The organism is Serratia sp. HNCC26DJ244, from assembly GCF_057180565.1.
Map to the genome: position 1 here is coordinate 98655 of NZ_JBXUGO010000004.1, position 22181 is coordinate 120835.

Genomic DNA, 22181 nt, shown 5'->3' on the forward strand with positions numbered 1-22181 from the left:
ATACGGTGGGTATATATTCAATAACAGATAGGTCTGGCAACGGGTAGTGTCCTATTTTTACATGGCGTGGAGATCACGAGCCAGTAACCAACTGTTGTGCCAGGCGATTGTGCTGCTCGATCACCAGCGGCATATCTACCGTTACCACTTTCCCATTCTCCACCACGATGCGGCCATTGATGATGTTGTAGGCCACTTTCCCTGGGTTACAAAATACCAGTGCTGCGAGGGGATCGTGCTGTGCGCCAGCCAAGCCGATATTATTGAGATTGAACACGGCAATATCAGCCATCATGCTGGGTGCCAGTGAACCGATATCGTCACGGTTAAGGTTTTTAGCTCCACCCAAGGTGGCAATCTCCAATGCTTCACGGGCAGTGAGTGCTTCCGGGCCAAAACCGACGCGCTGTAATAATAATGCCTGGCGTACTTCCGCTATCATGTCGGCACTGTCGTTGGAGGCAGAGCCATCAACGCCAAGGCCAACATGCATGCCAGCATCAAGCATCTGGCGAATCGGTGCAATACCCGACCCCAGGCGCATATTGGAGCATGGGCAATGCGCTACCCCGGTACCGGTACGAGCAAACAGCTTGATACCGTAGTCGTCGAGTTTTACACAGTGCGCATGCCATACGTCATGGCCGACCCATTCGAGATCTTCCACATACTGAGCCGGGGTTTTATTGAAGGTTTTTTGGCTATATTCAATATCGCTGACGTTTTCTGCCAGATGTGTATGCAGCGACACGCCATAGGTGCGTGCCAGTTTTGCCGAGTCGCGCATCAGTTGCTCACTCACCGAGAAAGGTGAACAGGGGGCAACCACGATACGGATCATTGCCCCGCGACTGGCATCGTGAAACTGTTCAATCACTCTTTGCGTGTCTTTAAGGATTGCATTTTCATTTTCAACAATGGAGTCAGGCGGTAAACCACCTTGCTTACGTCCCACACTCATACTGCCGCGACAGGCGTGGAAGCGCATCCCAATCTCCTGAGCAGCTTCAATACTGTCATCCAGCTTGATGCCATTGGGGTAAACATATTGGTGATCACTGGAAGTGGTACAGCCAGAAAGCATTAACTCGGCCATCGCGGTTTTGGTGGCGACTTTCATCATTTCCGGGGTCAGTTTTTCCCAGATAGGGTAGAGCGCGGTCAGCCATTTGAACAGTTCACCATTCTGTGCATCTGGGATCACGCGGGTCAAACTTTGGTACATATGGTGATGGGTGTTAATCAGGCCAGGGATCACAATATGACCTTTAAGATCGATAACGCGGTCTGCTGTTTGCGGCACTTCGTTTTCAGTGCCTACCGCCACAATGGTATTGCCTTTGATAAACAGGCAGCCTTTTTTAATTTCCCGGCGATCTTCATCCATTGTTACTAGCAGGTCAGCATTTTTTAGCAGTAGCGTTTGCCCAACAGTAGGGAGTGCAGCATGGGCTTTCACCTCGGCCAGCGAGGTTGCCATTCTCTCTTTTCCATCCATCATGTTTCCTTGATTAAATGCGCTTGGCTAAGCAGTTTTGAGTGCGAGTTGTTGCACCTAGTATCGTAGAACATGGATGACAACTGTTTGACTGCGCCGACGAAAATGCCAATAAGTAAAATTAAATAGCGAGAGTGGCTAAATAGTTGCGTTTAATTGTGGGGTGGTGGGGATAAGTTCGTAGGATCTGTAAGGTTGAGTGTTTAGGGAATGGTTGAGTGCTATTAAGAGAGATGGTGGGTCGTGCAGGATTGACTCGGCCTTCGGCCTCGCCCTGCGGGCAACGCTGCGCGTTGTCGTCTCGCTACGCTCGGCTCGAACCTGCGACCAATTGATTAAAAGTCAACTGCTCTACCGACTGAGCTAACGACCCATATTAGTGAGCTAACTGCTCAAGACATGGTTACTACTATTTAAAACTGTGCAAATCATTTGGAGTGCAGGATTGATTCGTGGGATCTATGAGGTTGAGAGAATACGAAATATCTGATGAGTATAGAGAGATGGTGGGTCGTGCAGGATTCGAACCTGCGACCAATTGATTAAAAGTCAACTGCTCTACCGACTGAGCTAACGACCCATATTAGTGAGCTAACTGCTCAAGACATGGTTACTACTATTCAAAACTGTGCAAATCCGAGTCAGATTGTGGTGGGTGATGACGGGCTCGAACCGCCGACCCCCTCCGTGTAAAGGAGATGCTCTACCAACTGAGCTAATCACCCACAATATAACTGACTACGGGTACAACCCTGAGAAAATGATGGTGGGTGATGACGGGCTCGAACCGCCGACCCCCTCCGTGTAAAGGAGATGCTCTACCAACTGAGCTAATCACCCTCATATTCTCATTTAAACTATCAGACGAGATGGTGGGCGATGACGGGCTCGAACCGCCGACCCCCTCCGTGTAAAGGAGATGCTCTACCAACTGAGCTAATCGCCCCGTCTTGATGGAGTCGCATTATAGGGATAGTTGAAAGTGAGTCAACGGTTTTTAAAGCGTTTTTATTTGTTCGCCGCAAAATTAGGCAAGGCTCATATCGCCAAAGGAAAAGCGAGAGCGTGTAAAGCGCGTTCAATGAGCGGTGGCGATAATCTGCCATCGTTGAGGAATTGTCATGGAGTGGTAGAATGACGTCCACTTTTTAAATTCCGAGCAATTATCGGTACTCTGCCGAGAAGCGTTGCATAATAAGGCTGTGAACCCAATGAAAATTAAAACCCGCTTTGCCCCTAGCCCTACCGGCTATCTTCATGTCGGTGGTGCCCGTACTGCGCTCTATTCCTGGTTGTTTAGCCGCCATAACGGTGGTGAGTTTGTACTGCGTATTGAAGATACTGATCTCGAACGCTCAACCCAGGAGGCTATCGACGCAATTATGGATGGCATGAACTGGTTAAATCTGGATTGGGATGAAGGCCCCTATTTTCAAACCAAGCGTTTTGATCGCTACAATGCGGTGATCGATGAAATGCTGCAGCAGGGAACCGCCTATAAATGCTACTGCTCCAAAGAGCGGCTGGAGGCATTACGTGAGCAGCAAATGACCGATGGCGAAAAACCACGTTATGACGGCCGTTGCCGTGATAGTGAGTGTAGCCATACTGCTGATGAACCTTATGTGGTGCGTTTTCGCAATCCGCAACAAGGCTCGGTCATTTTTGACGATAAAATCCGCGGTCCTATAGAGTTTAGTAATCAGGAATTGGATGATCTGATTATCCGCCGTACCGATGGCGCACCAACCTATAACTTCTGTGTGGTGATCGATGACTGGGATATGGAAATTACCCATGTGATCCGTGGTGAAGACCATATCAATAATACCCCGCGCCAGATTAATATCCTGAAAGCACTGGGCGCGCCAGTACCGGAATATGCCCATGTGTCGATGATCCTGGGGGATGATGGCAAGAAATTGTCTAAACGCCATGGTGCAGTGAGCGTGATGCAGTACCGTGATGATGGCTATCTGCCGCAGGCGCTGCTGAACTATCTGGTGCGTTTGGGCTGGTCACACGGTGATCAGGAGATCTTCTCGATTGACGAAATGAAGCAACTGTTCACACTGGACGCGATTAATAAATCGGCCAGTGCTTTCAACACAGAGAAGCTACAGTGGCTAAACCATCACTATATTAACCACCTACCAGCAGAAGAGGTGGCGGTCTATCTGGCGTGGCATATTGAGCAGCAAGGGATTGAGACCCGCAATGGCCCAGAACTTAAAGATATCGTTAAGTTGCTGGGAGAACGTTGCAAAACGTTGAAGGAGATGGCGGAATCTTGCCATTACTTCTATCAAGATTTTAGTGAGTTTGATGCGGATGCTGCCAAGAAGCATTTGCGCCCGGTAGCTCGGCAACCTTTGGAGGTGGTTCGTGCCAAACTGGCGGCGATCACGACCTGGACACCAGAAAATGTACATGATGCGATTCAGGGAAGCGCAGATGAACTGGGGTTAGGCATGGGTAAGGTCGGGATGCCATTGCGCGTTGCCGTTACGGGTGTCAGTCAGTCGCCAGGTATGGATGTGACCGTGCATGCTATCGGTCAGGCACGGTCGCTTAAGCGTATTGACCAGGCGTTGGCGTATATTGCGCAGCGTGAAGCCCAGGCTTAAGTCAGACCAGCAACAGATAAAGCCCAGAGAAGTGATCGGCTGAGCTTTATGCTGTTGAGCGGGTAAGGTGATTTTTTCGCATTAATGGTGTTGACGTGGTGGCTTTTTCAGCGCTTGATCGAGTAATTCAATTTAGCCGTTGACACTGTTTCAGGGGTTTCATATTATGCGCCCCGTTCACTGAATTTTGTTATTGTGGATTGGGGCTATAGCTCAGCTGGGAGAGCGCTTGCATGGCATGCAAGAGGTCGACGGTTCGATCCCGTCTAGCTCCACCAAACTCTTTTATAAAGAGTCGGTGAACACCGTAACGCCGGTTAATGCGTAGCACTTTGTGGGGTTATAGCTCAGCTGGGAGAGCGCTTGCATGGCATGCAAGAGGTCGACGGTTCGATCCCGTCTAGCTCCACCATCATTCTAAAAAGCCGACTTTAAGTCGGCTTTTTGCTTTTAGCGCATTCTACTTTCCAATATGAAGAATACCCGGTGAGTTTAACCGGGCATTTTCCTATGTTAACAACCTAATACCAGGCCGGCGATGCCAGTAGACAGAATGCTGACTAAAGTCGCGCCAGCAATAAAATGTTAATCATTGGTTTAAATGTAACGACTAATGTTACTTATGTGTGTATTTTTAGCTGGGTGTTGCCATACTCAGTCAGTAAAACAGCAAGGTTTAGTGCGATCCATGAATAAGCTTTGGCTTATTGGTTATCGCAGCGATAAGTATTAACACGATAAATGCGTTTGATAATTATTATCATTAGTGCAAAAGTATATGGCAGGGAATCATTAACAAGGGGTTCAGACAATGCTGAACAGTCGCACAGTGAATGAAACAACATCGATCCGTAGGTCGAGAAAGATCAAACTTTCTCTGATGGGGCCTGCGTTTATTGCGGCTATTGGCTATATTGACCCCGGTAACTTCGCCACTAATATTCAGTCCGGTGCTTCTTTTGGCTATACCTTGCTGTGGGTAGTGGTATGGGCCAATGTCATGGCGATGTTGATCCAGTTGCTTTCCGCCAAGCTCGGCATTGCGACCAATAAAAACCTGGCTGAACATATTCGTGATCGTTTCCCTCGTCCGGTAGTTTGGGCCTATTGGGTACAAGCAGAAATTATCGCTATGGCCACTGATCTGGCCGAGTTTATCGGTGCGGCCATCGGTTTTAAAATGCTACTGGGGGTCTCGTTGCTACAGGGGACCGTCCTGACCGCTATTGCCACGTTCCTGATCCTGATGTTGCAAAGACGCGATCAAAAGCCACTGGAACTGGTTATTGGTGGCCTGCTGCTGTTTGTGGCTGCGGCTTACATTGTCGAATTGGCCTTTTCTCAGCCCCAATTGAGTGGGGTATTGAAGGGCATGGCGATACCGGATTTACCCAATAGCGATGCCGTGTTTCTGGCGGCCGGGGTGCTGGGGGCGACTATCATGCCTCATGTGATCTATCTGCATTCGTCATTGACGCAGAATGCCGGTAAAGACTCTAAAGCTGAGCGTTATGCAGCAACCAAAGTAGACGTCGCTATCGCCATGACCATTGCCGGTTTTGTTAACCTGGCGATGATGGCGACCGCTGCTGCGGCATTTCACTTTAATGGTCACACTGGCATTGTCGATCTTGATCAAGCCTATCTGACATTACAACCGTTGCTGGGCAACGCAGCGGCAACCATTTTTGGCTTGAGCTTGCTGGCTGCGGGTCTCTCCTCCACCGTGGTGGGAACACTGGCGGGGCAGGTGGTGATGCAAGGGTTTATTCGTTTTTACATTCCCCTATGGGTACGACGTGTGGTTACCATGTTGCCATCGTTTATTGTCATTATGCTGGGGATGGACGCAACACGGGTACTGGTACTCAGCCAGGTCCTACTGAGCTTTGGGATTGCTCTGGCGCTGGTACCGTTGCTGGTGTTTACCGGTAATCGCCAACTGATGGGGGAGATGGTTAACAGCCGCACCATCCAATACATCGGTATTTCCATCGTGGTGGTGGTGGTGGGGTTGAATGGTTACTTACTGGTGAGTAGTCTTTTTTAGACCATCGTTACAACCATGCTTTTCTTCAGTGATGACCAATATTCTCACTTAACATAATGATGTCGTCAGATTGCTCGTTCTCGAGTAATGTTTGGTTGATGGGGTTAATAACAGTGAGAAGAGAAAAATGAAGGTACTGGGCTTATTAGGTGGAATGAGCTGGGAATCCACCATACCGTATTATCGCATGATTAATGAGCAGGTAAAAACTCAGCTTGGCGGTCTCCATTCGGCAAAAATTGTGCTTTATAGCGTGGATTTTCACGAAGTGGAGCGGTTGCAACATCAAGGGGATTGGGACGGGGCCGGGCGCCTGTTAGCATCCGCCGCCAGCGCGCTGCGTGCCGCAGGTGCTGAGGCCATTGTCATTTGCACCAACACCATGCATAAGGTAGCGGATGCCGTAGAGCAAGCCAGTGGCTTACCGTTAATCCATATTGCGGATGCCACCGCAGAGCAGGTATGCCAACAAGATATCCGCCGTATCGGGTTGTTAGGCACGCGTTTTACCATGGAGCAGGATTTTTACCGTGGGCGTCTGCAGGATAAATTTGGCCTTGAGGTCATCACGCCGGACGCTGCGGACCGTGAGATTATCCACCGTATTATTTATCAAGAGCTGTGTTTGGGTAATATTCTTGCGCCTTCTCGGGCGGAGTACCAGCGGATTATCAGTAAACTGGAACAGCAGGGTGCTGAAGGGATCATTTTTGGTTGTACTGAGATTAGCCTCCTGGTTGGTGCCCAAGATGCCACGGTGCCGGTCTTCGATACCACGGCAATTCACGCCTATGCCGCAGCCAGGTATGCACTGAGCTGACCCTCCCTTGACTGTCTTAAGCATCAACAAGCAATAACAGCCCAATAGATGGTTGAAAATCGTGCTGCGCGAAACATTTTTTGTGATCGGGTTCGCTATTGGAGCCTGAGGGCTGAATGGAGAGGGGATGTTTAGCGATATGCTTTTACTGTGTATACCGTTTTGCTTTACTGATTAGGGAGAAAATATCAATGACCTATGCTCTCGTAGGTGATGTGGGCGGTACAAATGCCCGTCTGGCGTTGTGTACGCTTGAAACGGGTGAGATTACCCAGGATAAAACTTACTCCGGCCTGGAGTTTGACAGCCTTGAGGCGGTGGTTGGTCACTACCTGGCTGAGCAGCAGCAGTGTGTTGAAAATGCCTGTATTGCCATTGCTTGCCCGGTTACAGATGATTGGGTCGCGATGACCAATCATAGCTGGGCTTTTTCAATTAAACAGATGAAAGCTAATCTGGGGCTTAATCATCTGGAAGTGATTAACGATTTTACCGCAGTTTCCATGGCAATCCCGATGTTGTCGGAGTCTGATGTTTTGCAGTTTGGCGGTGGTAAAGCGCGTAAAGATAAACCCATCGCGGTGTATGGCGCCGGTACGGGTTTGGGCGTGGCGCATTTGGTACCGGTTAACCAGCGCTGGGTCAGTTTGCCCGGGGAAGGGGGGCATGTCGATTTAGCACCAAACAGCGACGAAGAGCACAGCATCTTACAGGTGCTGCGAGCCGAAGTAGGCCGCGTTTCGGCTGAGCGGGTCTTGTCTGGCCCTGGGCTGGTGAATCTGTACCGAGCCATTGTCAAGGCGGACCAGCGTCAACCGGAAGCGCTGAAACCGCAAGATATTACTGAGCGAGCGTTAGCGGATAGCTGTACCGATTGTCGCCGCGCATTATCGCTGTTTTGTGTAATGATGGGGCGTTTTGGTGGCAACCTGGCACTGAACTTGGGAACGTTTGGCGGCGTGTATATTGCTGGCGGCATTGTGCCACGTTTCTTGGCGTTTTTTAAGGCTTCCGGGTTTCGCGCAGCGTTTGAAGATAAGGGCCGTTTTAGAGAGTATGTGCAGGAAATTCCTGTATTTATGATCACTCACCCTCAACCGGGCTTATTAGGGGCGGGGGCCCATTTGCGTCAAAGCTTGGGCATGCATTTGTAGGCGATCCTTCGGACAAGGAGGCCAACATTGTGCAGAAATAGTGAAGAATACGTCTGAAACAGGTAATTGGGCTTTTTCCCTCTAGTATGCGCGCTGTGGTGGCGCTACAGTAATGGCTGAACAGGCAGATTCCATTCTGTAGGGGTTGAGTTAATGAGAAAAGCATTGTTACTGGGGATGTTGCTATCATCGGCCCTGCCGATGGTGACTCATGCGGAGGTATCCATCGGTGTTAACGTGCCCGGTCTGTCACTGCATGTGGGGGATCGTGATGCACGTGGCTATTACTGGGATGGTGACTACTGGCGTGAACCACCTAGGAGGCATCGGCATCATCACCATTATGCGCCACCGCAGTATGCCCAGCCGCCACGGGGCTACTATTATGGGCCTCCACCACGGGAGTGGCATTCACGGCCACATTACCGTATGCCGCCACCAGGGTATTATTATCGTGGTCCGAAAGGCCCACGTAGATAATGACTGGCCAATACCCGTCACCATTGAAACGGCAAGGGGGAGCCCGGTGGTGAGGGAAGGTTCATTTTGTTTAATGGCTGCCGTGGTTAGGCAGCCTGGCTATTACTTGATACCTAACTGAGCTTTGCCCAGCGGGGTCAACATCTCAACACCGGCACGGCCAATAAAATCCACTTCAAAATCATCTGCAGCGAAATCGGGTGGCGTTTTACCTGACAGAAAGCTAGGCAACTGCCGCTGCAAGTAGGCATCATTTTTCTTACACCCGGGTGCTGCGGCAATGTACATGACGTTACTGTCAAATTCACCATGGTGCTCATTTTCAACAGAATGAATCACATCACAGTGCCAAAATACCGTATCTCCGGGTTCCAGGTCGGGAATAGGGGATAATCCTTGTAATAAAAGGGGATGCCATTTCTCTGATATTGACAAGGCACGCCCTGGTGCTGCATCACATAAATCATCTTCAGCCACATCATCTTGTAACGCACGCAACAGGATATAAGCCATGGCATTGGCGATCGGTACCACATTGAGTGTGCCAGCATGGGTACGTTGTGGTGTTAATGCCGTCCAGCCCTGAAAGGTTCGGAACATTGAACACACCGCCGGTGAGGCGATTTCTCGTACTTCGGTACGACCATCGGCAGCAAAAGGATCATACTGCTGCCAATGGCCAGAAAATACATGGCGATAGACGTAGCGGAAATTTTCATCCAGCCAGCGCTCGATTGTGCCACTGTCCACGTGCGGGGAAAGCCCCAGTGATGAGGAGTTTGGCGGGCGGCGACGGGTACGGTCAGCATAAGTCGTGACACGGGTGGGGTCAAAGTGCTGTTTACCGTTGCTTTCCGTTTCCCACAGGCTATTGAGAAACACCTGTACGGCGTGCATACGTTGGTGCTGGCGGGCTTCAACTTGTGGTTTTGACCAGTAGATACCATATATTTGTGGTTTTTTAGCTTCCAGTTTACCGAAGTAGTTATCTTCGGCGGCGTTCTTTAGCCGCTCAACGAAGTTATTGCGCTCCAGATAATCGCCGATCTCCTGATTCCAGTTTTCCGCCTGGCTTGGTGGAAATACACCACGAATCGAACAGACGCCGCGTTGTTTAATTAATGCGATTTGTTGCTCGCTGACGCGATGCTGGAGAATATCTTCAGCATCAAGCTGAGGAACCGCCTGCTGACCATTTGCTAGTTCCAGACGGATTTGATCAACCTGCTGGCGAATATCATCTTCCAGAGCTAGGAAGACTTCACGGTAGTTAGGTAGCGCTTGGCGTAACTGCTGTTTGACCGTCTTTATTGCGGCAGGAATGTCATCGATAAGTAAGGCAGCCATGGGTGTTCTCCTTGGGTAGTCTTTGAGCGAGGGCATACCCATTGTCATTTAAGACGCGGGGAGTTTGACCTCAACTTGAATGCACTGGGTACAGAGAGAAGGTTGATGTTTTGTTATTTTTACGTTAACCATTATCCGGCTTTATTAAGGGGAAATAAAGGGAGGAGTTTCATTCAAAATTTCCCTATTTCGTTATTCGAAGGTTATGTCAGTTTTTGGCAGGGGTTTCGTCAATCTTTATTCTCAGTCTGGGGCTAAGTGCAAAAAGCCTGTTGGTCATCAACGCCTGGCTAAGGGATACAGCGCTGCTGAGCCCTGGCATCAAGCCGGAAAAAATTTTTATTGGGGGGACTCGACACCCTTACGGCGGTGGGATATGTTCAAACACTGGCCACTCAGTGGTCAACGTCGCTCGGATGGTCCGGGCGCTAACGTCTTTTGAGGTATTTATGTCTGATAACAACCCACGCCGTTTCACACGGATTGAACGTCTTCCTCCTTATGTTTTCAATATCACTTCTGAACTGAAAATGGCTGCACGCCGTCGCGGTGAGGATATTATTGATTTCAGCATGGGTAACCCGGATGGGCCAACACCCCCACATATTGTTGAAAAACTCTGCACGGTAGCACAACGGGAAGATACCCATGGCTACTCAACATCACGGGGTATTCCTCGTTTGCGCCGGGCCATTTCGCACTGGTACCAGGAGCGCTATCAGGTGGATATCGACCCTGAAAGTGAAGCCATTGTCACCATTGGTTCGAAAGAAGGGCTGGCACATTTGATGTTGGCGACCCTTGACCATGGGGATACGGTGTTGGTGCCAAACCCCAGCTATCCGATCCATATTTACGGTGCGGTGATTGCCGGTGCTCAGGTGCGATCGGTGCCGTTAGTGGAAGGGGGAGACTTTTTTGGTGAATTAGAGCGGGCCATTCGTGAAACCATTCCACGGCCAAAAATGATGATTCTTGGCTTCCCGTCTAACCCGACGGCGCAATGTGTTGAGCTGGATTTCTTTGAGCGCGTGGTGGCACTGGCCAAGCAATACGATGTGTTGGTGATTCACGATCTGGCCTATGCCGATATTGTGTATGACGGCTGGAAGGCCCCTTCCATTATGCAGGTACCCGGTGCCAAAGAGATTGCTGTAGAGTTCTTTACGCTATCAAAAAGCTACAATATGGCGGGCTGGCGTATTGGTTTTATGGTGGGTAATCCAGAATTAGTCAGTGCATTGGCGCGGATTAAAAGCTACCACGACTACGGTACCTTTACCCCACTGCAGGTGGCTGCTATTGCCGCGTTGGAAGGGGATCAACAGTGTGTGCTGGATATTGCCGAGCAGTATCGTCAGCGCCGTAATGTGTTGGTGAAAGGGTTGCACGAAGCCGGTTGGATGGTGGAGAACCCCAAAGCCTCGATGTATGTGTGGGCGAGAATTCCGCAGCCCTACGCTCATCTGGGGTCATTGGAGTTTGCCAAACGCTTGCTGGCTGAAGCCAAAGTGTGCGTCTCGCCAGGAATTGGTTTTGGTGATTACGGCGATAGCCATGTACGCTTTGCGTTGATTGAAAACCAGGATCGTATCCGCCAGGCGGTGCGTGGCATCAAGGCGATGTTCCGGGCTGATGGGTTGATCAAACCCGCCAAATCGTCTACCGCGTAATCAGTTATACCAGACGATAGCCAAGGGTAGACAGCCTCCGGTAATGAACGAGAATCTTTGTGTGGCAGGGTTCTGATTTTGAACTATGCTTTTTTTACTGAATTGCACAGGGTGTGTATATTTTTTATTCGGTAAGAGTATTATTATGCCTATAGCTTGCTTTGTGAGCTATCGGCATCTAAGTGATAACACATTGTTTTTTTACTGTAAAACGTTCAGGAGGAGGCAATGGAAACCTTGGAAAAGTGTTACGTTTACGCAAAAAATACGAGCAACATGGATTTTCTCGCTTCTACGGTGGCATTCTTAGAGTTTCAAGGGCGTGAAATCGATGCTAATGGTGTGGCTGGTAATATGTCACCTGAACAGTGCGATAATTTTTTTGAGCGTCTCAATCACTATCGCTCTATCTATAAAAAGCAATCGCAGACAGCCTAAGCAATTCTGTATAAAAGCCCCGAGGATAACCTTCGGGGCCTTTTCCTAACACAACTTAACAATGCTTACTTAACAGTGCTTAGTGTAGCTCTGGCCAGTATTCCTTATTGGCGGCGATCAGGTCATCAAGAATAGCCTTGGCAACTGAAGCACTCGGTACCGTCTTAGACAAGGTGATCGCCTGCCACAGTTTCAGGTAACTCCTTTGTTCCCAGGCGTCGACCACCAGTTTTTCCACCGCCACTTGCTGGCTCATCAAACCTTTCTGAAATTGCGGTATATTCCCCACCACCAAGGGCTCTGGCCCGTTAGTTCCCACCAGACAAGGGATCTCCACCATCGCTTCAGGATCAAAATTATTGATGGCACCATTATTGGGCACAATCAACAACATGCGTTCTTGAGTGTTGAAGGCGATAGCGGTGGCCAGATCAACAATATAGGAAGCGTGTTCGTCAATTTCCAAATGACCTGCGGAGGATTTCCCCGCCTGAATGATGGCATGACAGGAACCAAAGACTTGTTTTTCACGGTGTTCCATAACCTCGTTTGCCCGGGTGTGTTGCGGGTTGGCATGTTGCACCACGTAATCGGGGAACAGGTAATACTTCAGATAGGTGTTCGGCAGCGTGGTAGGATCCAAGGCCCACACATCTTTCGCTTTTGCGAAGGTATCATTCCAACTGGCTTCGGTGGCGTGATGGTCTGTTGGTGGGACATAACCGAATTTTTCTACATGTTGACGAATTTTCGGCATTAAATCATTGCCTGCCAGATCTTCGACAGACGTCCACCAGCCAAAGTGATTCAGCCCATAGTAGCGAGTGCGCATCTGCTTGCGGTCTTGCAACCCGGCAATTTGCGCCATGCGGGCTTCAATGCCAATCGGCATATCACAGATATTGAGAATTTTGGCTTGAGGGCGCAGCCGGCGCGTAGCCTCGGCAACAATTGCCGCCGGGTTGGAGTAATTGAGCATCCAGGCATTAGGGGAGTACTTTTCCATATAATCGGCAATTTCCAAAACACCGCCAATGGAGCGCATCCCATAGGCGATCCCCCCTGGGCCGCAAGTTTCCTGGCCGACAACGCCGTGACTGAGCGGAATTTTCTCGTCCTTTTCCCGCATCGGGTATTTACCCACCCGAATATGTGCCATCACAAAATCCACATCACTGAAAGCGGCTTGTGGGTGGGTGGTATAGCTGAATTCAATGTCTGGTGCTTGTTCTTGCAGAATGATTTTGCAGGCTTCAGCAATGGTTTCCTGACGTGCACCATCGTTATCATAGAATTTAATCGCTCGCAGCGGAAAACGGTGCTGGTTAGCTAATAACATCAAGACAATACCGGGGGTAAAGGTACTACCACCACCAGCGACAACGACTGAGAATTTTTTCATGATATAGCCTCCATCATGGTTGTTTTTTCGGGAATAGGAATAGTTTTCATCAGGGCTTCAATTTGATCCCTGACTTGAGGAACATGCAGGCCGACAATGACCTGAATACCATTGCCGCGACGCACCACACCATGCGCCCCCAGTGCTTTGAAGACATCATCACTGGCGGTTTGCGCCATATCTACCAAGGTGATACGTAAGCGAGTGGCGCAATTATTGACGCTGGAAATATTGTCACTTCCTCCTAGTGCTTGCAGGAAAGCAGCGGCCTGTTGGTTGTTAGCCCCTTGGCTTGCCATCGCGGTGGTTTGTTTACGTGCAGCTTGGTAGTCAGCTTTGTTGTAGAGCTTGATTTCACTCTCTTCGCGACCCGGGGTTTTCAGATTAAAGCGCAGGATCAGTGTGCGGAAGACCACAAAATAGATCCCGGTGAACGCGATACCGATACCTATTTGTGTGGCTATCATCGAGGCATGGTTATGGAACATGGGGATCCAGTTCTGTGGCAGGAACTGATCAAGTAAGCCACCGCCCATATTGCCGACCACGCCACAAAGGTACATCACGGTTGCCATGGTGGCGGCGAGAACGGCATGGACAGCAAAGAGCACTGGTGAAATAAACAGGAAAGTGAATTCCAGCGGTTCAGTGATGCCAACCAACATGGCGGTGAGGGTGGCAGGGATCAATAATCCCGCTACCTTGATACGATTTTCTTTGCTGGCGGTGAAGTACAGTGCCAACGCAATACCGACAGAACCGAACACTTTCGAGTTACCGTGCAAGGCAAAACCGCCTTCAGGGAACAGCGTTTTTAACGGCACGGTACTTTGGCTGAATTCTTGCAGATGCTGCGCCCAGTAAACCTGAATCCCCCCCTCTACGGCAGCCGGGCCGTAAATGAAGGGGCCATAAACAAAGTGGTGCAAACCTGTTGGGATCAGAATACGTTCGAGGAAAGTATAAACCCAGACCCCAAGGGCTCCTGCGCTACGCAGAAAAACCTGTAAAGACTCAATACCCAGCTGGACTTTAGGCCAGCTTAGAAGCGTCAACCAGGCACAAGGGATCATCACTAGGAAAGCGATAATGACCACAAACGAACTGCCTTGAAAAATACCTAAAAATACGGGTAGGGGTTTATCGAAATAGCGGTTATGGATGGCGGTGACCAACCCGGCAATGATAATAGCCCCAATAATACTGGTATCGAGAGTTTTAATCCCGGCGATGACGGTTAAGCCGCTGCCGGCGGTGGGTTCAGCAGTGAAGTCTACGCCAAAGTAGCTTCCCCAGGTCATTCCCATGGCATTAATAAAGTAGTTCCAGGTCAGAAAACTGACTAATACCGCCAGACAAGCGCGCCCCTGAGCTTGTTTAGCCAAACCAATAGGCAAGCCAGCAGCAAATATCAGCGGCATATTACGAAATACCGTCCAACCCCCTTCTTCAATGATATAAACAATTTGTGCAAATAGATGCGTGGGGTCTGCCAGCGCCTCACCAACAAACATCGGGCTACGTAGCATGATGGCGATACCCACCACCATACCGGCAAAAGGAAATAGCAGCACTGGGGTGAACATGGCGCCGCCGAAACGTTGTATTTGACTGAGCATACTTAAATCCTCATGTAACAACCTGAATAATTATTGATGGTTTTTTTAGTATGAAGCAGGGGGGAGCATAAGAAGTGGTCAGTGATATAGCTTGGTCAGTTGTGGCGATTCGTGATCGCACGCATGGTTTTTATTGCACCAAAGTTGTCTAATTTTTAATGATTTTCTAGACAAAAGAATTCTAACTTAGAAAATGGGTTAGCGAAATTAAGCATAATTAACTGTTTAATAAATATTTATAGGGAATATTACCTGATGATTTTTTGGTTAAAAGAGATCTGCTGATGATCTACAAATCCATTGCCGATCAACTGCGAATTCGTTTGAACTCTGCCGATTACAACATTGGCAGCCCGTTACCGAGTGAAAAACGCTTGGTAGAGGAGTTTAACGTCTCGCGTATGACGATCCGTAAGGCTGTAGATTTATTAATAAGTTGGGGGTTGGTGGTCAGGCGCCATGGCAGCGGTACTTACGTTGCACAAAAGGATGTGCATCATGAAACCACCAATCTGACGGGTTTTATTGAAGTGATGAAAAATCAGGGCAAGCAGGTGATCAGTGAAGTGCTGGAGTTTGTGGTCATGCCAGCGCCACCGGCCATTGCCAGTCAGCTACGTATCAAGATTGATGAGCGGATCTATTATTCACGTCGTGTCCGTTCAGTAGATGGCAAACCCTTGATGGTAGAAGACAGTTATATGCCAGTAAAACTGTTTCGCAATCTGTCGCTAGCGCATCTGGAAGGGTCAAAATTTACTTATATTGAAGATGAGTGCCAAATAGTTATTTGCGGTAATTATGAAAGCTTAACGCCAGTATTGGCGGATAAAAAAATGGCCGCGTTGCTCAATATTGAACCGCTAACACCGATTTTAAGAATTACCTCCCTTTCTTACAGCGATAATGGCCAATTTCTTAACTATTCGGTGATGTTCCGTAATGCCAGTGAGTACCAGGTGGACTATCACCTGCGGCGCGAGTCACCGCGCCGTGATATACGTTAACTTGTTAAAATCATAGACATCACTTTGGGCAGTTATCACCCCATACGTTATTGCAACACACTAGCATCATAGGGGCAGGTAGCTTGCTCTGTAGGCTCAAACAGATCTTTTGCCCACTTTTCTGCGGCGGTGTACCAAGGAACGCTATTATTAGCTAATTCTTGTTTGGCTCGCTCAACACCATTATCGGCGGCTTTCTGTAACCAGAGGTCCCGTTGCTTGATGTTTACCATTATATCGCCGCTTTTGGCACCGATAGCATACTCATGTCCATACAAATGACTTAGTTCCAGCTGTGCATCGCCATAATTATGTTCTGCGGCCTGACAAAGCCAATAGACGGCTTTTTTATCATTGCTCTCATAACGGGGATCGATTTTGATCGTTATGCCATCAGCAGTGACTCTATAACTTTGCCCGTCACTGTCCATGAACCCGATTTGAATGTCCTGTTTCTTCCAGTACAAGTGGCTTAAATAGTATTGCGCTTCGGCATCACCTTGCTTTGCTGCTTGTTCATACCAGTACATGGCCGTTTGTTCGTTTTTATCAACCCCCGTTCCTTGCAGATAACTGACAGCCAGTTCTGTTTGCGCTAAAACAAGACCTTGCTTGGCCGCCTGTTGTAAATATGAAATCATTTTTTTCATATCAGGCTCACCGAGCAGGCCATCACGGTAAATAATTGCTATTTCAAAAGCGGCGCGCGCATTACCCAATTCGGCGGCTTTGCCATACCAACGTATTGCACCGGGATAATTTTGCTGAGTGTAATAGCTGTAGCCCAAGTTGAATGCCGCACTGGCATCCCCTTTGTTGGCTTTCTCGATCAAAACCAATTCCTGCTCGCCACTTTCTGCTGCTTCAGCGCTAACTGTGGCGGGCTGAGTGGCTTGAGCCGGGATAAAGCTGGCTGGAATAGTGGCAATAAACAGATAAAACGCGGCCCAAGGAAAACGTTTCATACATAACTCCATTTTAAAATAGTCCAGTTGCTATACGGTGAACTGTCCAATTTTAAGTGGGGCATCGGGCAATGAAAAGAAAAACAGATAGGGCAGGGAAGAGGATAGCCGCCAACGTAGCTGGTTTTTTCTGCACAACTTTGATCTGGTACCCGATATTACCCCTAATGGAGTAGCCTTGCATGAGGGTACGGGCTACGAGCACTCAATGGCTTATGTTATTATTTGGCAATCTAAAGAGGAGTATAAAATCCCCATGCTGGAAGCTAAAAGCCTGAGTTGTTTCCGTGATGAACGTCTTTTGTTTGACGGGCTCAGTTTTTTAGTGAGCCCAGGGGAGATTATCCAGGTTGAAGGGCCTAATGGTGCGGGTAAAACCAGCTTGCTGCGCATTTTGGCGGGGCTAGTGCAGTCAGAGAGTGGTGAGGTGTGTTGGCAAGGGGAAAATACGCGCTACCACCGCAGCAACTATCATCAGCAACTGCTATTTCTGGGCCATCAGCCAGGGGTTAAATCTATGTTGACCCCATTTGAAAATTTGCAATTTTATCAAGCCGTTGATCAACAGCCGGAGCCTGGCGCAGTCTGGCAGGCGTTGGAACAGGTGGGGTTGACGGGCTATGAGGATTTGCCGGTGGCGCAACTTTCCGCCGGGCAACAGCGGCGTGTGGCGCTGGCGCGATTATGGTTGAGTCATAAACCGCTGTGGATCCTGGATGAACCTTTAACGGCAATAGACAAACAAGGTGTTGTTGCACTGGCGGCACTGTTTGAACAACATCGGCAGCAGGGGGGAATGATAATACTCACCACCCACCAAGATCTGATCGGTACCCCATCGGCGGTAAGGAAAATTCGCCTGGCAGCAACAAGCGCGGAGAGTTCTTGATGTTTTTTATCATCCTGCGGCGTGAACTGAAAATAGCTTTCCGCAAAGGTGCCGAGATTGTTAACCCGTTATGGTTCTTCCTGATTGTTATTACCCTGTTTCCGTTGGGGGTAGGGCCGGAACCGCAACTGCTGGCGCGCATTGCACCGGGTATTATCTGGGTAGCAGCGCTGCTGGCATCACTGCTTTCTTTAGAGCGGTTATTCCGTGATGACTTCCTCGATGGCTCTTTGGAACAGTTATTACTCTTGCCGAGCCCTCTGGCGATGACGGTGTTGGGCAAAGTCTGTGCCCATTGGCTGGTTACTGGGTTGCCACTGTTATTACTCTCACCCTTGGTCGCGCTGTTGTTGTCGTTGGATATGCATACCTGGTGGGCGATGGCGCTGACCTTGTTGCTGGGTACGCCAGTATTGAGTTTGGTCGGGGGGATTGGCGTCGCATTGACCGTGGGGCTGCCTAAAGGGGGGGTACTCTTGAGTTTGTTGGTTCTGCCGTTGTATATCCCAGTGCTGATATTTGCTACGGCGGCCATTGATGCTGCCGCCATGGGCATGCCCATAGATGGTTATCTGGCTATCCTGGGGGCGATGTTGGCAGGCAGCATCACGTTGGCGCCTTTTGCTACTGCGGCGGCGTTGCGTGTGAGCATACATTGATTGTGAGCATATATTGATTGTGAAGATACATTGATCCTGAGTATCCATTGATGTGGCGTGGTTATAACCCTACTACTCAGGGCCGCCACCGAATAATTCTTTACCGTGAGCAAAAAAGATAATGTGGAAATGGTTACATCAATTTGCCCATCCAGAGCGTCTGTACTCTCTCTGTGGGCGCTTAGTTCCCTGGTTTGCCATCGCGGGGGGGCTTTGCCTGTTGATAGGTTGGGTGTGGGGATTTGGCTTCGCCCCCAAGGATTATCAGCAAGGTGATAGTTTCCGCATTATGTATATCCATGTCCCGGCGGCGATCTGGTCGATGGGGATCTATGCCTCCATGGCGGCTGCGGCGTTTATCGGCCTGGTATGGCAGATAAAAATTTCCGATACCTTGGTGGCTGCCATGGCACCGGTTGGGGCGGTGTTCACCTTTATCGCCTTGGTTACCGGTTCCGCTTGGGGCAAACCGATGTGGGGCACCTGGTGGGTGTGGGATGCGCGCTTAACCTCGGAGCTGGTATTGTTGTTCCTCTATTTAGGCATTATTGCCCTGTACAATGCCTTTGATGATCGTCGTCTTGCTGGGCGTGCTGCGGGTATTCTGGTGCTGGTGGGGGTGGTCAATCTGCCCATTATCCATTTCTCTGTTGAATGGTGGAACACATTGCATCAAGGATCGACCAATATGCAGCAAAGTATTGCGCCAAGTATGCGCACACCATTACGTTGGGCCATTTTCGGTTATCTGCTGTTCTTTATCACACTTACCTTGATGCGTTTGCGTAATCTGATTCTGCTTCAGGAGCGCCAGCGCGCCTGGGTTATCGCGTTGATTAATCGGGAGCGTCAGTCATGAGTAGCGCGGCATTCAACTCCTGGTCGGCTTTTTTTGCTATGGGGGGCTATGGGTTCTACGTCTGGTTGGCGGTGGCGGTTACCTTGCTCTCATTGCTAGGGTTACTCACTCATACCTTATGGCAACGTAAGCAACTGTTGGTGGAGATACGGCGTCAGGCCGCCCGTGAACAGCGCATTCGTCAATCAAATCAAAAAATGGCAGTACCGCAATCCGCCAATCGACAGGAGAAATCATTGTGAATCCACGTCGTAAAAGCCGCCTCTACCTGGCGATAGTGGTCGTCATGGGTATCGCGCTGACTATCACGCTGTTGCTGTATGCGCTGCGTGCCAATATCGATCTGTTTTATACCCCAAGTGAAATTTTACAAGGCAAGGGGCAGAAGCATGAAAAGCCACAAGTGGGTCAGCGTTTGCGCATTGGCGGGATGGTGATGCCTGGCTCGGTTAAGCGTGATCAGGACAGCTTACGGGTGAATTTCAAAGTATATGATGCTCATGGCGCCATTGATGTGACCTACCAAGGTATTCTGCCGGACTTGTTCCGGGAGGGGCAAGGGGTTGTCGCGCAAGGCGTATTAGGCGAGGGCAATGTTGTCAATGCCAGTGAAGTGCTGGCAAAACATGACGAGAAATACACACCACCAGAAGTGACCGCAGCGATGCAAGAGAACCATCAAGGCCCAGCATCCAACTATAGCAGCCAGCCTCAAGGGGAGAACCGGCCATGATACCGGAAGTGGGTAATTTTCTACTGTGCCTGGCATTAGCGATTTCACTGTTATTAAGCATCTATCCACTCTGGGGCGCTGAGCGGCAGGATAGCCGGATGATGTCGGTGGCTCGCCCGTTAACTTATGGCATGAGTGCGGCAATAACCTTGGCATTCCTCTGCCTGGTGTATGCGTTTATCACCAATGATTTCACCGTGGCTTATGTTGCCGCTAACTCTAATAGCCAACTGCCCGTCTATTACCGTATTGCAGCGACTTGGGGGGCCCACCAAGGTTCACTGCTGTTATGGGTGTGGCTATTAAGTGGTTGGTCGCTGGCAGTGGCCTGCTGCAGTAAGCGGATGCCACCTGATGCTGTCGCCCGGGTCTTGGCGGTGATGGGGATGATAACGGTCGGCTTTTTGCTGTTTATTATTGTTACCTCTAACCCATTTGTACGTACTTTGCCTGATTTCCCCATCGACGGTGCCGATCTAAACCCATTGCTGCAGGATATCGGGCTGATTTTCCATCCCCCTTTATTATATATGGGTTATGTTGGCTTCTCGGTGGCGTTTGCCTTCGCCATTGCTTCGTTGATGGCGGGCAGGCTTGATACGGCCTGGGCACGCTGGTCTCGGCCCTGGACCATGGCCGCTTGGGTATTCTTGACACTGGGCATCGTGCTGGGTTCGGCCTGGGCCTATTATGAATTGGGCTGGGGCGGCTGGTGGTTCTGGGACCCGGTAGAAAATGCGTCCTTTATGCCGTGGTTGGTGGGTACCGCGTTGATTCATTCATTAGCGGTAACTGAAAAGCGTGGCTCCTTTAAAGCCTGGACGGTGTTGCTGGCGATTACCGCTTTTTCACTGTGCTTGTTGGGTACCTTTCTGGTGCGTTCCGGTGTGCTGGTGTCGGTACACGCTTTTGCCTCAGACCCACAGCGCGGGATGTTTATTCTTGCTTACCTGGTGATTGTTATTGGTGGTTCACTGCTGCTGTATGCCGTGAAGGGCGGGCAGGTACGTAGCCGGGTACAGCATGAGGTTTTCTCACGGGAAACCTTTTTACTGGGTAATAACGTCTTGTTGATCGCCGCCATGTCCGTGGTGCTGTTAGGGACTTTATTGCCACTGGTACATAAACAGTTAGGTCTAGGCAGTATTTCTATTGGCGAGCCCTTTTTTAACACCATGTTTACCTGGCTGATGGCACCCTTTGCGTTGTTATTAGGCATCGGGCCACTGGTTCGCTGGCGACGTGATGAACCAGGCAAGCTTTGGCGACGTCTTGGATTGGCGCTGGTGGTGACACTGCTGTTATCGGTTCTACTTCCTTGGTTATTGCAAGACAGCATTGCCGGGATGACCGTAGTTGGCTTGGTGATGGCGTTCTGGGTGATCCTGTTAACGCTGCTGGAACTGCATGAGCGGGCCACCCATCGCCATGGTTTCTGGCGCGGTTTGCGCTGTCTTCCGCGCAGCCATTGGGGCATGACCTTGGGTCACTTGGGGGTCGCGGTGACGGTGATCGGTATTGCATTTAGCCAGAATTACAGCATCGAACGTGATGTGCGCATGCGCATGGGTGATAGCGTGGAAATTCGTGACTACCGCTTTACCTTCCGTGATGTGCATGACATCCGAGGGGCGAATTATACCGGTGGTGTCGGGATTATTGACGTCACTCGTAACGATCAACCAGAAGCGACCTTACGGGCGGAAAAGCGTTACTACAATACCGCGCGTAGCATGATGACGGAAGCGGCCATTGATGGTGGCCTGACGCGTGACCTTTATGCGGCGTTAGGTGAGGAGCTGGATGATGGCTCTTGGGCGGTACGCCTTTACTATAAGCCTTTTGTGCGCTGGATCTGGTTTGGTGGCCTATTTATGGCATTGGGTGGAGTGTTGTGTCTTCTTGACCCACGTTACCGTATCAGTAAACAGCAAAAGCTTGCCGAGAACAGCGGGGAATAG

Annotated in this window: 19 protein-coding genes and 7 tRNA genes; 16 read left to right on the plus strand and 10 right to left on the minus strand. The window is 49.8% G+C overall.

The window, feature by feature from the left end; all coding sequences use genetic code 11:
• Positions 1-73: 73 nt before the first annotated feature.
• The 6 genes from AC2A06_RS04880 to AC2A06_RS04905 form a co-directional block, all read right to left on the minus strand.
• Positions 74-1480 carry an 8-oxoguanine deaminase gene (locus tag AC2A06_RS04880; protein WP_484379552.1) on the minus strand — a complete coding sequence of 469 codons (1407 nt, stop codon included), beginning with the start codon at positions 1478-1480 and terminating at the stop codon, positions 74-76.
• Between the two features lie 252 nt (positions 1481-1732).
• Positions 1733-1871 (minus strand) — tRNA-Lys (locus AC2A06_RS04885).
• A 131-nt stretch (positions 1872-2002) separates the two neighbouring features.
• Positions 2003-2078, minus strand: a tRNA-Lys gene (locus tag AC2A06_RS04890).
• Positions 2079-2147: 69 nt separating this feature from the next.
• Positions 2148-2223: transfer RNA gene (locus AC2A06_RS04895), tRNA-Val, on the minus strand.
• A 39-nt stretch (positions 2224-2262) separates the two neighbouring features.
• Positions 2263-2338: transfer RNA gene (locus tag AC2A06_RS04900), tRNA-Val, on the minus strand.
• 30 nt (positions 2339-2368) lie between these two features.
• A tRNA-Val gene (locus AC2A06_RS04905) sits at positions 2369-2444 on the minus strand.
• A gap of 265 nt (positions 2445-2709) precedes the next feature.
• Between AC2A06_RS04905 and gltX the strand changes: the two genes are divergently transcribed.
• From gltX to AC2A06_RS04940, 7 genes are all read left to right on the plus strand, one after another.
• Positions 2710-4125, plus strand: a complete 1416-nt coding sequence (gene gltX, locus AC2A06_RS04910; RefSeq protein WP_037384097.1) for a glutamate--tRNA ligase — start codon at positions 2710-2712, stop codon at positions 4123-4125.
• A 202-nt stretch (positions 4126-4327) separates the two neighbouring features.
• A tRNA-Ala gene (locus AC2A06_RS04915) sits at positions 4328-4403 on the plus strand.
• Between the two features lie 58 nt (positions 4404-4461).
• Positions 4462-4537 (plus strand) — tRNA-Ala (locus AC2A06_RS04920).
• A 399-nt stretch (positions 4538-4936) separates the two neighbouring features.
• A complete protein-coding gene (locus tag AC2A06_RS04925) occupies positions 4937-6175 on the plus strand; it encodes an Nramp family divalent metal transporter (protein ID WP_473197311.1) in 1239 nt (412 codons plus the stop codon).
• A gap of 127 nt (positions 6176-6302) precedes the next feature.
• Positions 6303-6995 carry an aspartate/glutamate racemase family protein gene (locus AC2A06_RS04930; RefSeq protein ID WP_473197312.1) on the plus strand — a complete coding sequence of 231 codons (693 nt, stop codon included), beginning with the start codon at positions 6303-6305 and terminating at the stop codon, positions 6993-6995.
• Between the two features lie 191 nt (positions 6996-7186).
• Complete coding sequence (gene glk, locus AC2A06_RS04935) at positions 7187-8149, plus strand: glucokinase (RefSeq protein WP_473197313.1); 963 nt, start codon at positions 7187-7189, stop codon at positions 8147-8149.
• A 153-nt stretch (positions 8150-8302) separates the two neighbouring features.
• Complete coding sequence (locus AC2A06_RS04940) at positions 8303-8629, plus strand: DUF2502 domain-containing protein (RefSeq protein WP_023491288.1); 327 nt, start codon at positions 8303-8305, stop codon at positions 8627-8629.
• 102 nt (positions 8630-8731) lie between these two features.
• On the opposite strand, the gene AC2A06_RS04945 is transcribed toward AC2A06_RS04940, so the two are convergent.
• Positions 8732-9976, minus strand: a complete 1245-nt coding sequence (locus AC2A06_RS04945) for a DUF1479 domain-containing protein (protein ID WP_484379553.1) — start codon at positions 9974-9976, stop codon at positions 8732-8734.
• 449 nt (positions 9977-10425) lie between these two features.
• Between AC2A06_RS04945 and alaC the strand changes: the two genes are divergently transcribed.
• Positions 10426-11649 carry an alanine transaminase gene (gene alaC / locus AC2A06_RS04950; RefSeq protein ID WP_473197316.1) on the plus strand — a complete coding sequence of 408 codons (1224 nt, stop codon included), beginning with the start codon at positions 10426-10428 and terminating at the stop codon, positions 11647-11649.
• 228 nt (positions 11650-11877) lie between these two features.
• A complete protein-coding gene (locus tag AC2A06_RS04955) occupies positions 11878-12087 on the plus strand; it encodes a glycogen synthesis protein (protein ID WP_473197317.1) in 210 nt (69 codons plus the stop codon).
• Positions 12088-12166: 79 nt separating this feature from the next.
• Here the strand turns inward: AC2A06_RS04955 and AC2A06_RS04960 are convergent, their stop codons facing one another.
• Together AC2A06_RS04960 and AC2A06_RS04965 are read right to left on the minus strand one after the other, a co-directional pair.
• Positions 12167-13489, minus strand: a complete 1323-nt coding sequence (locus AC2A06_RS04960; protein ID WP_484379554.1) for a 6-phospho-alpha-glucosidase — start codon at positions 13487-13489, stop codon at positions 12167-12169.
• Positions 13486-15108, minus strand: a complete 1623-nt coding sequence (locus AC2A06_RS04965; RefSeq protein ID WP_484379555.1) for an alpha-glucoside-specific PTS transporter subunit IIBC — start codon at positions 15106-15108, stop codon at positions 13486-13488. Before AC2A06_RS04965 ends, AC2A06_RS04960 begins: the two co-directional genes overlap by 4 nt.
• Positions 15109-15392: 284 nt before the next feature.
• Here AC2A06_RS04965 and AC2A06_RS04970 point away from each other — a divergent pair, with 284 nt between their 5' ends.
• Positions 15393-16115: a GntR family transcriptional regulator gene (locus AC2A06_RS04970; RefSeq protein WP_484379556.1), complete on the plus strand. Its 723-nt coding sequence runs from the start codon at positions 15393-15395 to the stop codon at positions 16113-16115.
• A gap of 47 nt (positions 16116-16162) precedes the next feature.
• On the opposite strand, the gene AC2A06_RS04975 is transcribed toward AC2A06_RS04970, so the two are convergent.
• A complete protein-coding gene (locus AC2A06_RS04975; RefSeq protein ID WP_473197321.1) occupies positions 16163-17080 on the minus strand; it encodes a tetratricopeptide repeat protein in 918 nt (305 codons plus the stop codon).
• 256 nt (positions 17081-17336) lie between these two features.
• Here AC2A06_RS04975 and ccmA point away from each other — a divergent pair, with 256 nt between their 5' ends.
• The 6 genes from ccmA (at position 17337) to AC2A06_RS05005 (ending at position 22181) form a co-directional block, all read left to right on the plus strand.
• A complete protein-coding gene (gene ccmA / locus AC2A06_RS04980; protein WP_484379629.1) occupies positions 17337-17969 on the plus strand; it encodes a cytochrome c biogenesis heme-transporting ATPase CcmA in 633 nt (210 codons plus the stop codon).
• On the plus strand, positions 17969-18628 hold the full coding sequence (gene ccmB, locus AC2A06_RS04985) for a heme exporter protein CcmB (protein WP_023491336.1): 660 nt from the start codon (positions 17969-17971) through the stop codon (positions 18626-18628). Before ccmA ends, ccmB begins: the two co-directional genes overlap by 1 nt.
• 121 nt (positions 18629-18749) lie before the next feature.
• Positions 18750-19487 carry a heme ABC transporter permease gene (locus AC2A06_RS04990; protein WP_473197322.1) on the plus strand — a complete coding sequence of 246 codons (738 nt, stop codon included), beginning with the start codon at positions 18750-18752 and terminating at the stop codon, positions 19485-19487.
• On the plus strand, positions 19484-19729 hold the full coding sequence (gene ccmD / locus AC2A06_RS04995; RefSeq protein ID WP_473197323.1) for a heme exporter protein CcmD: 246 nt from the start codon (positions 19484-19486) through the stop codon (positions 19727-19729). The genes AC2A06_RS04990 and ccmD overlap by 4 nt, the downstream gene beginning before the upstream one ends.
• Positions 19726-20220, plus strand: coding sequence for a cytochrome c maturation protein CcmE (gene ccmE / locus AC2A06_RS05000; protein ID WP_484379557.1), 495 nt, complete (start codon positions 19726-19728; stop codon positions 20218-20220). The genes ccmD and ccmE overlap by 4 nt, the downstream gene beginning before the upstream one ends.
• Positions 20217-22181, plus strand: coding sequence for a heme lyase CcmF/NrfE family subunit (locus tag AC2A06_RS05005; RefSeq protein WP_473197325.1), 1965 nt, complete (start codon positions 20217-20219; stop codon positions 22179-22181). The genes ccmE and AC2A06_RS05005 overlap by 4 nt, the downstream gene beginning before the upstream one ends.

Bases quoted from the DNA above. Each gene is read 5' to 3' on its own strand.
- AC2A06_RS04990 (WP_473197322.1), top strand. From the start codon at position 18,750: ATGTGGAAATGGTTACATCAATTTGCCCATCCAGAGCGTCTGTACTCT.
- AC2A06_RS04975 (WP_473197321.1), bottom strand. From the start codon at position 17,080: ATGAAACGTTTTCCTTGGGCCGCGTTTTATCTGTTTATTGCCACTATT.
- AC2A06_RS04965 (WP_484379555.1), bottom strand. From the start codon at position 15,108: ATGCTCAGTCAAATACAACGTTTCGGCGGCGCCATGTTCACCCCAGTG.
- AC2A06_RS04930 (WP_473197312.1), top strand. From the start codon at position 6,303: ATGAAGGTACTGGGCTTATTAGGTGGAATGAGCTGGGAATCCACCATA.
- AC2A06_RS04940 (WP_023491288.1), top strand. From the start codon at position 8,303: ATGAGAAAAGCATTGTTACTGGGGATGTTGCTATCATCGGCCCTGCCG.
- AC2A06_RS04970 (WP_484379556.1), top strand. From the start codon at position 15,393: ATGATCTACAAATCCATTGCCGATCAACTGCGAATTCGTTTGAACTCT.
- AC2A06_RS04880 (WP_484379552.1), bottom strand. From the start codon at position 1,480: ATGGCAACCTCGCTGGCCGAGGTGAAAGCCCATGCTGCACTCCCTACT.
- AC2A06_RS04925 (WP_473197311.1), top strand. From the start codon at position 4,937: ATGCTGAACAGTCGCACAGTGAATGAAACAACATCGATCCGTAGGTCG.
- AC2A06_RS04960 (WP_484379554.1), bottom strand. From the start codon at position 13,489: ATGAAAAAATTCTCAGTCGTTGTCGCTGGTGGTGGTAGTACCTTTACC.
- ccmB (WP_023491336.1), top strand. From the start codon at position 17,969: ATGTTTTTTATCATCCTGCGGCGTGAACTGAAAATAGCTTTCCGCAAA.
- ccmD (WP_473197323.1), top strand. From the start codon at position 19,484: ATGAGTAGCGCGGCATTCAACTCCTGGTCGGCTTTTTTTGCTATGGGG.
- AC2A06_RS04955 (WP_473197317.1), top strand. From the start codon at position 11,878: ATGGAAACCTTGGAAAAGTGTTACGTTTACGCAAAAAATACGAGCAAC.
- ccmA (WP_484379629.1), top strand. From the start codon at position 17,337: ATGCTGGAAGCTAAAAGCCTGAGTTGTTTCCGTGATGAACGTCTTTTG.
- alaC (WP_473197316.1), top strand. From the start codon at position 10,426: ATGTCTGATAACAACCCACGCCGTTTCACACGGATTGAACGTCTTCCT.
- glk (WP_473197313.1), top strand. From the start codon at position 7,187: ATGACCTATGCTCTCGTAGGTGATGTGGGCGGTACAAATGCCCGTCTG.
- gltX (WP_037384097.1), top strand. From the start codon at position 2,710: ATGAAAATTAAAACCCGCTTTGCCCCTAGCCCTACCGGCTATCTTCAT.
- AC2A06_RS04945 (WP_484379553.1), bottom strand. From the start codon at position 9,976: ATGGCTGCCTTACTTATCGATGACATTCCTGCCGCAATAAAGACGGTC.
- AC2A06_RS05005 (WP_473197325.1), top strand. From the start codon at position 20,217: ATGATACCGGAAGTGGGTAATTTTCTACTGTGCCTGGCATTAGCGATT.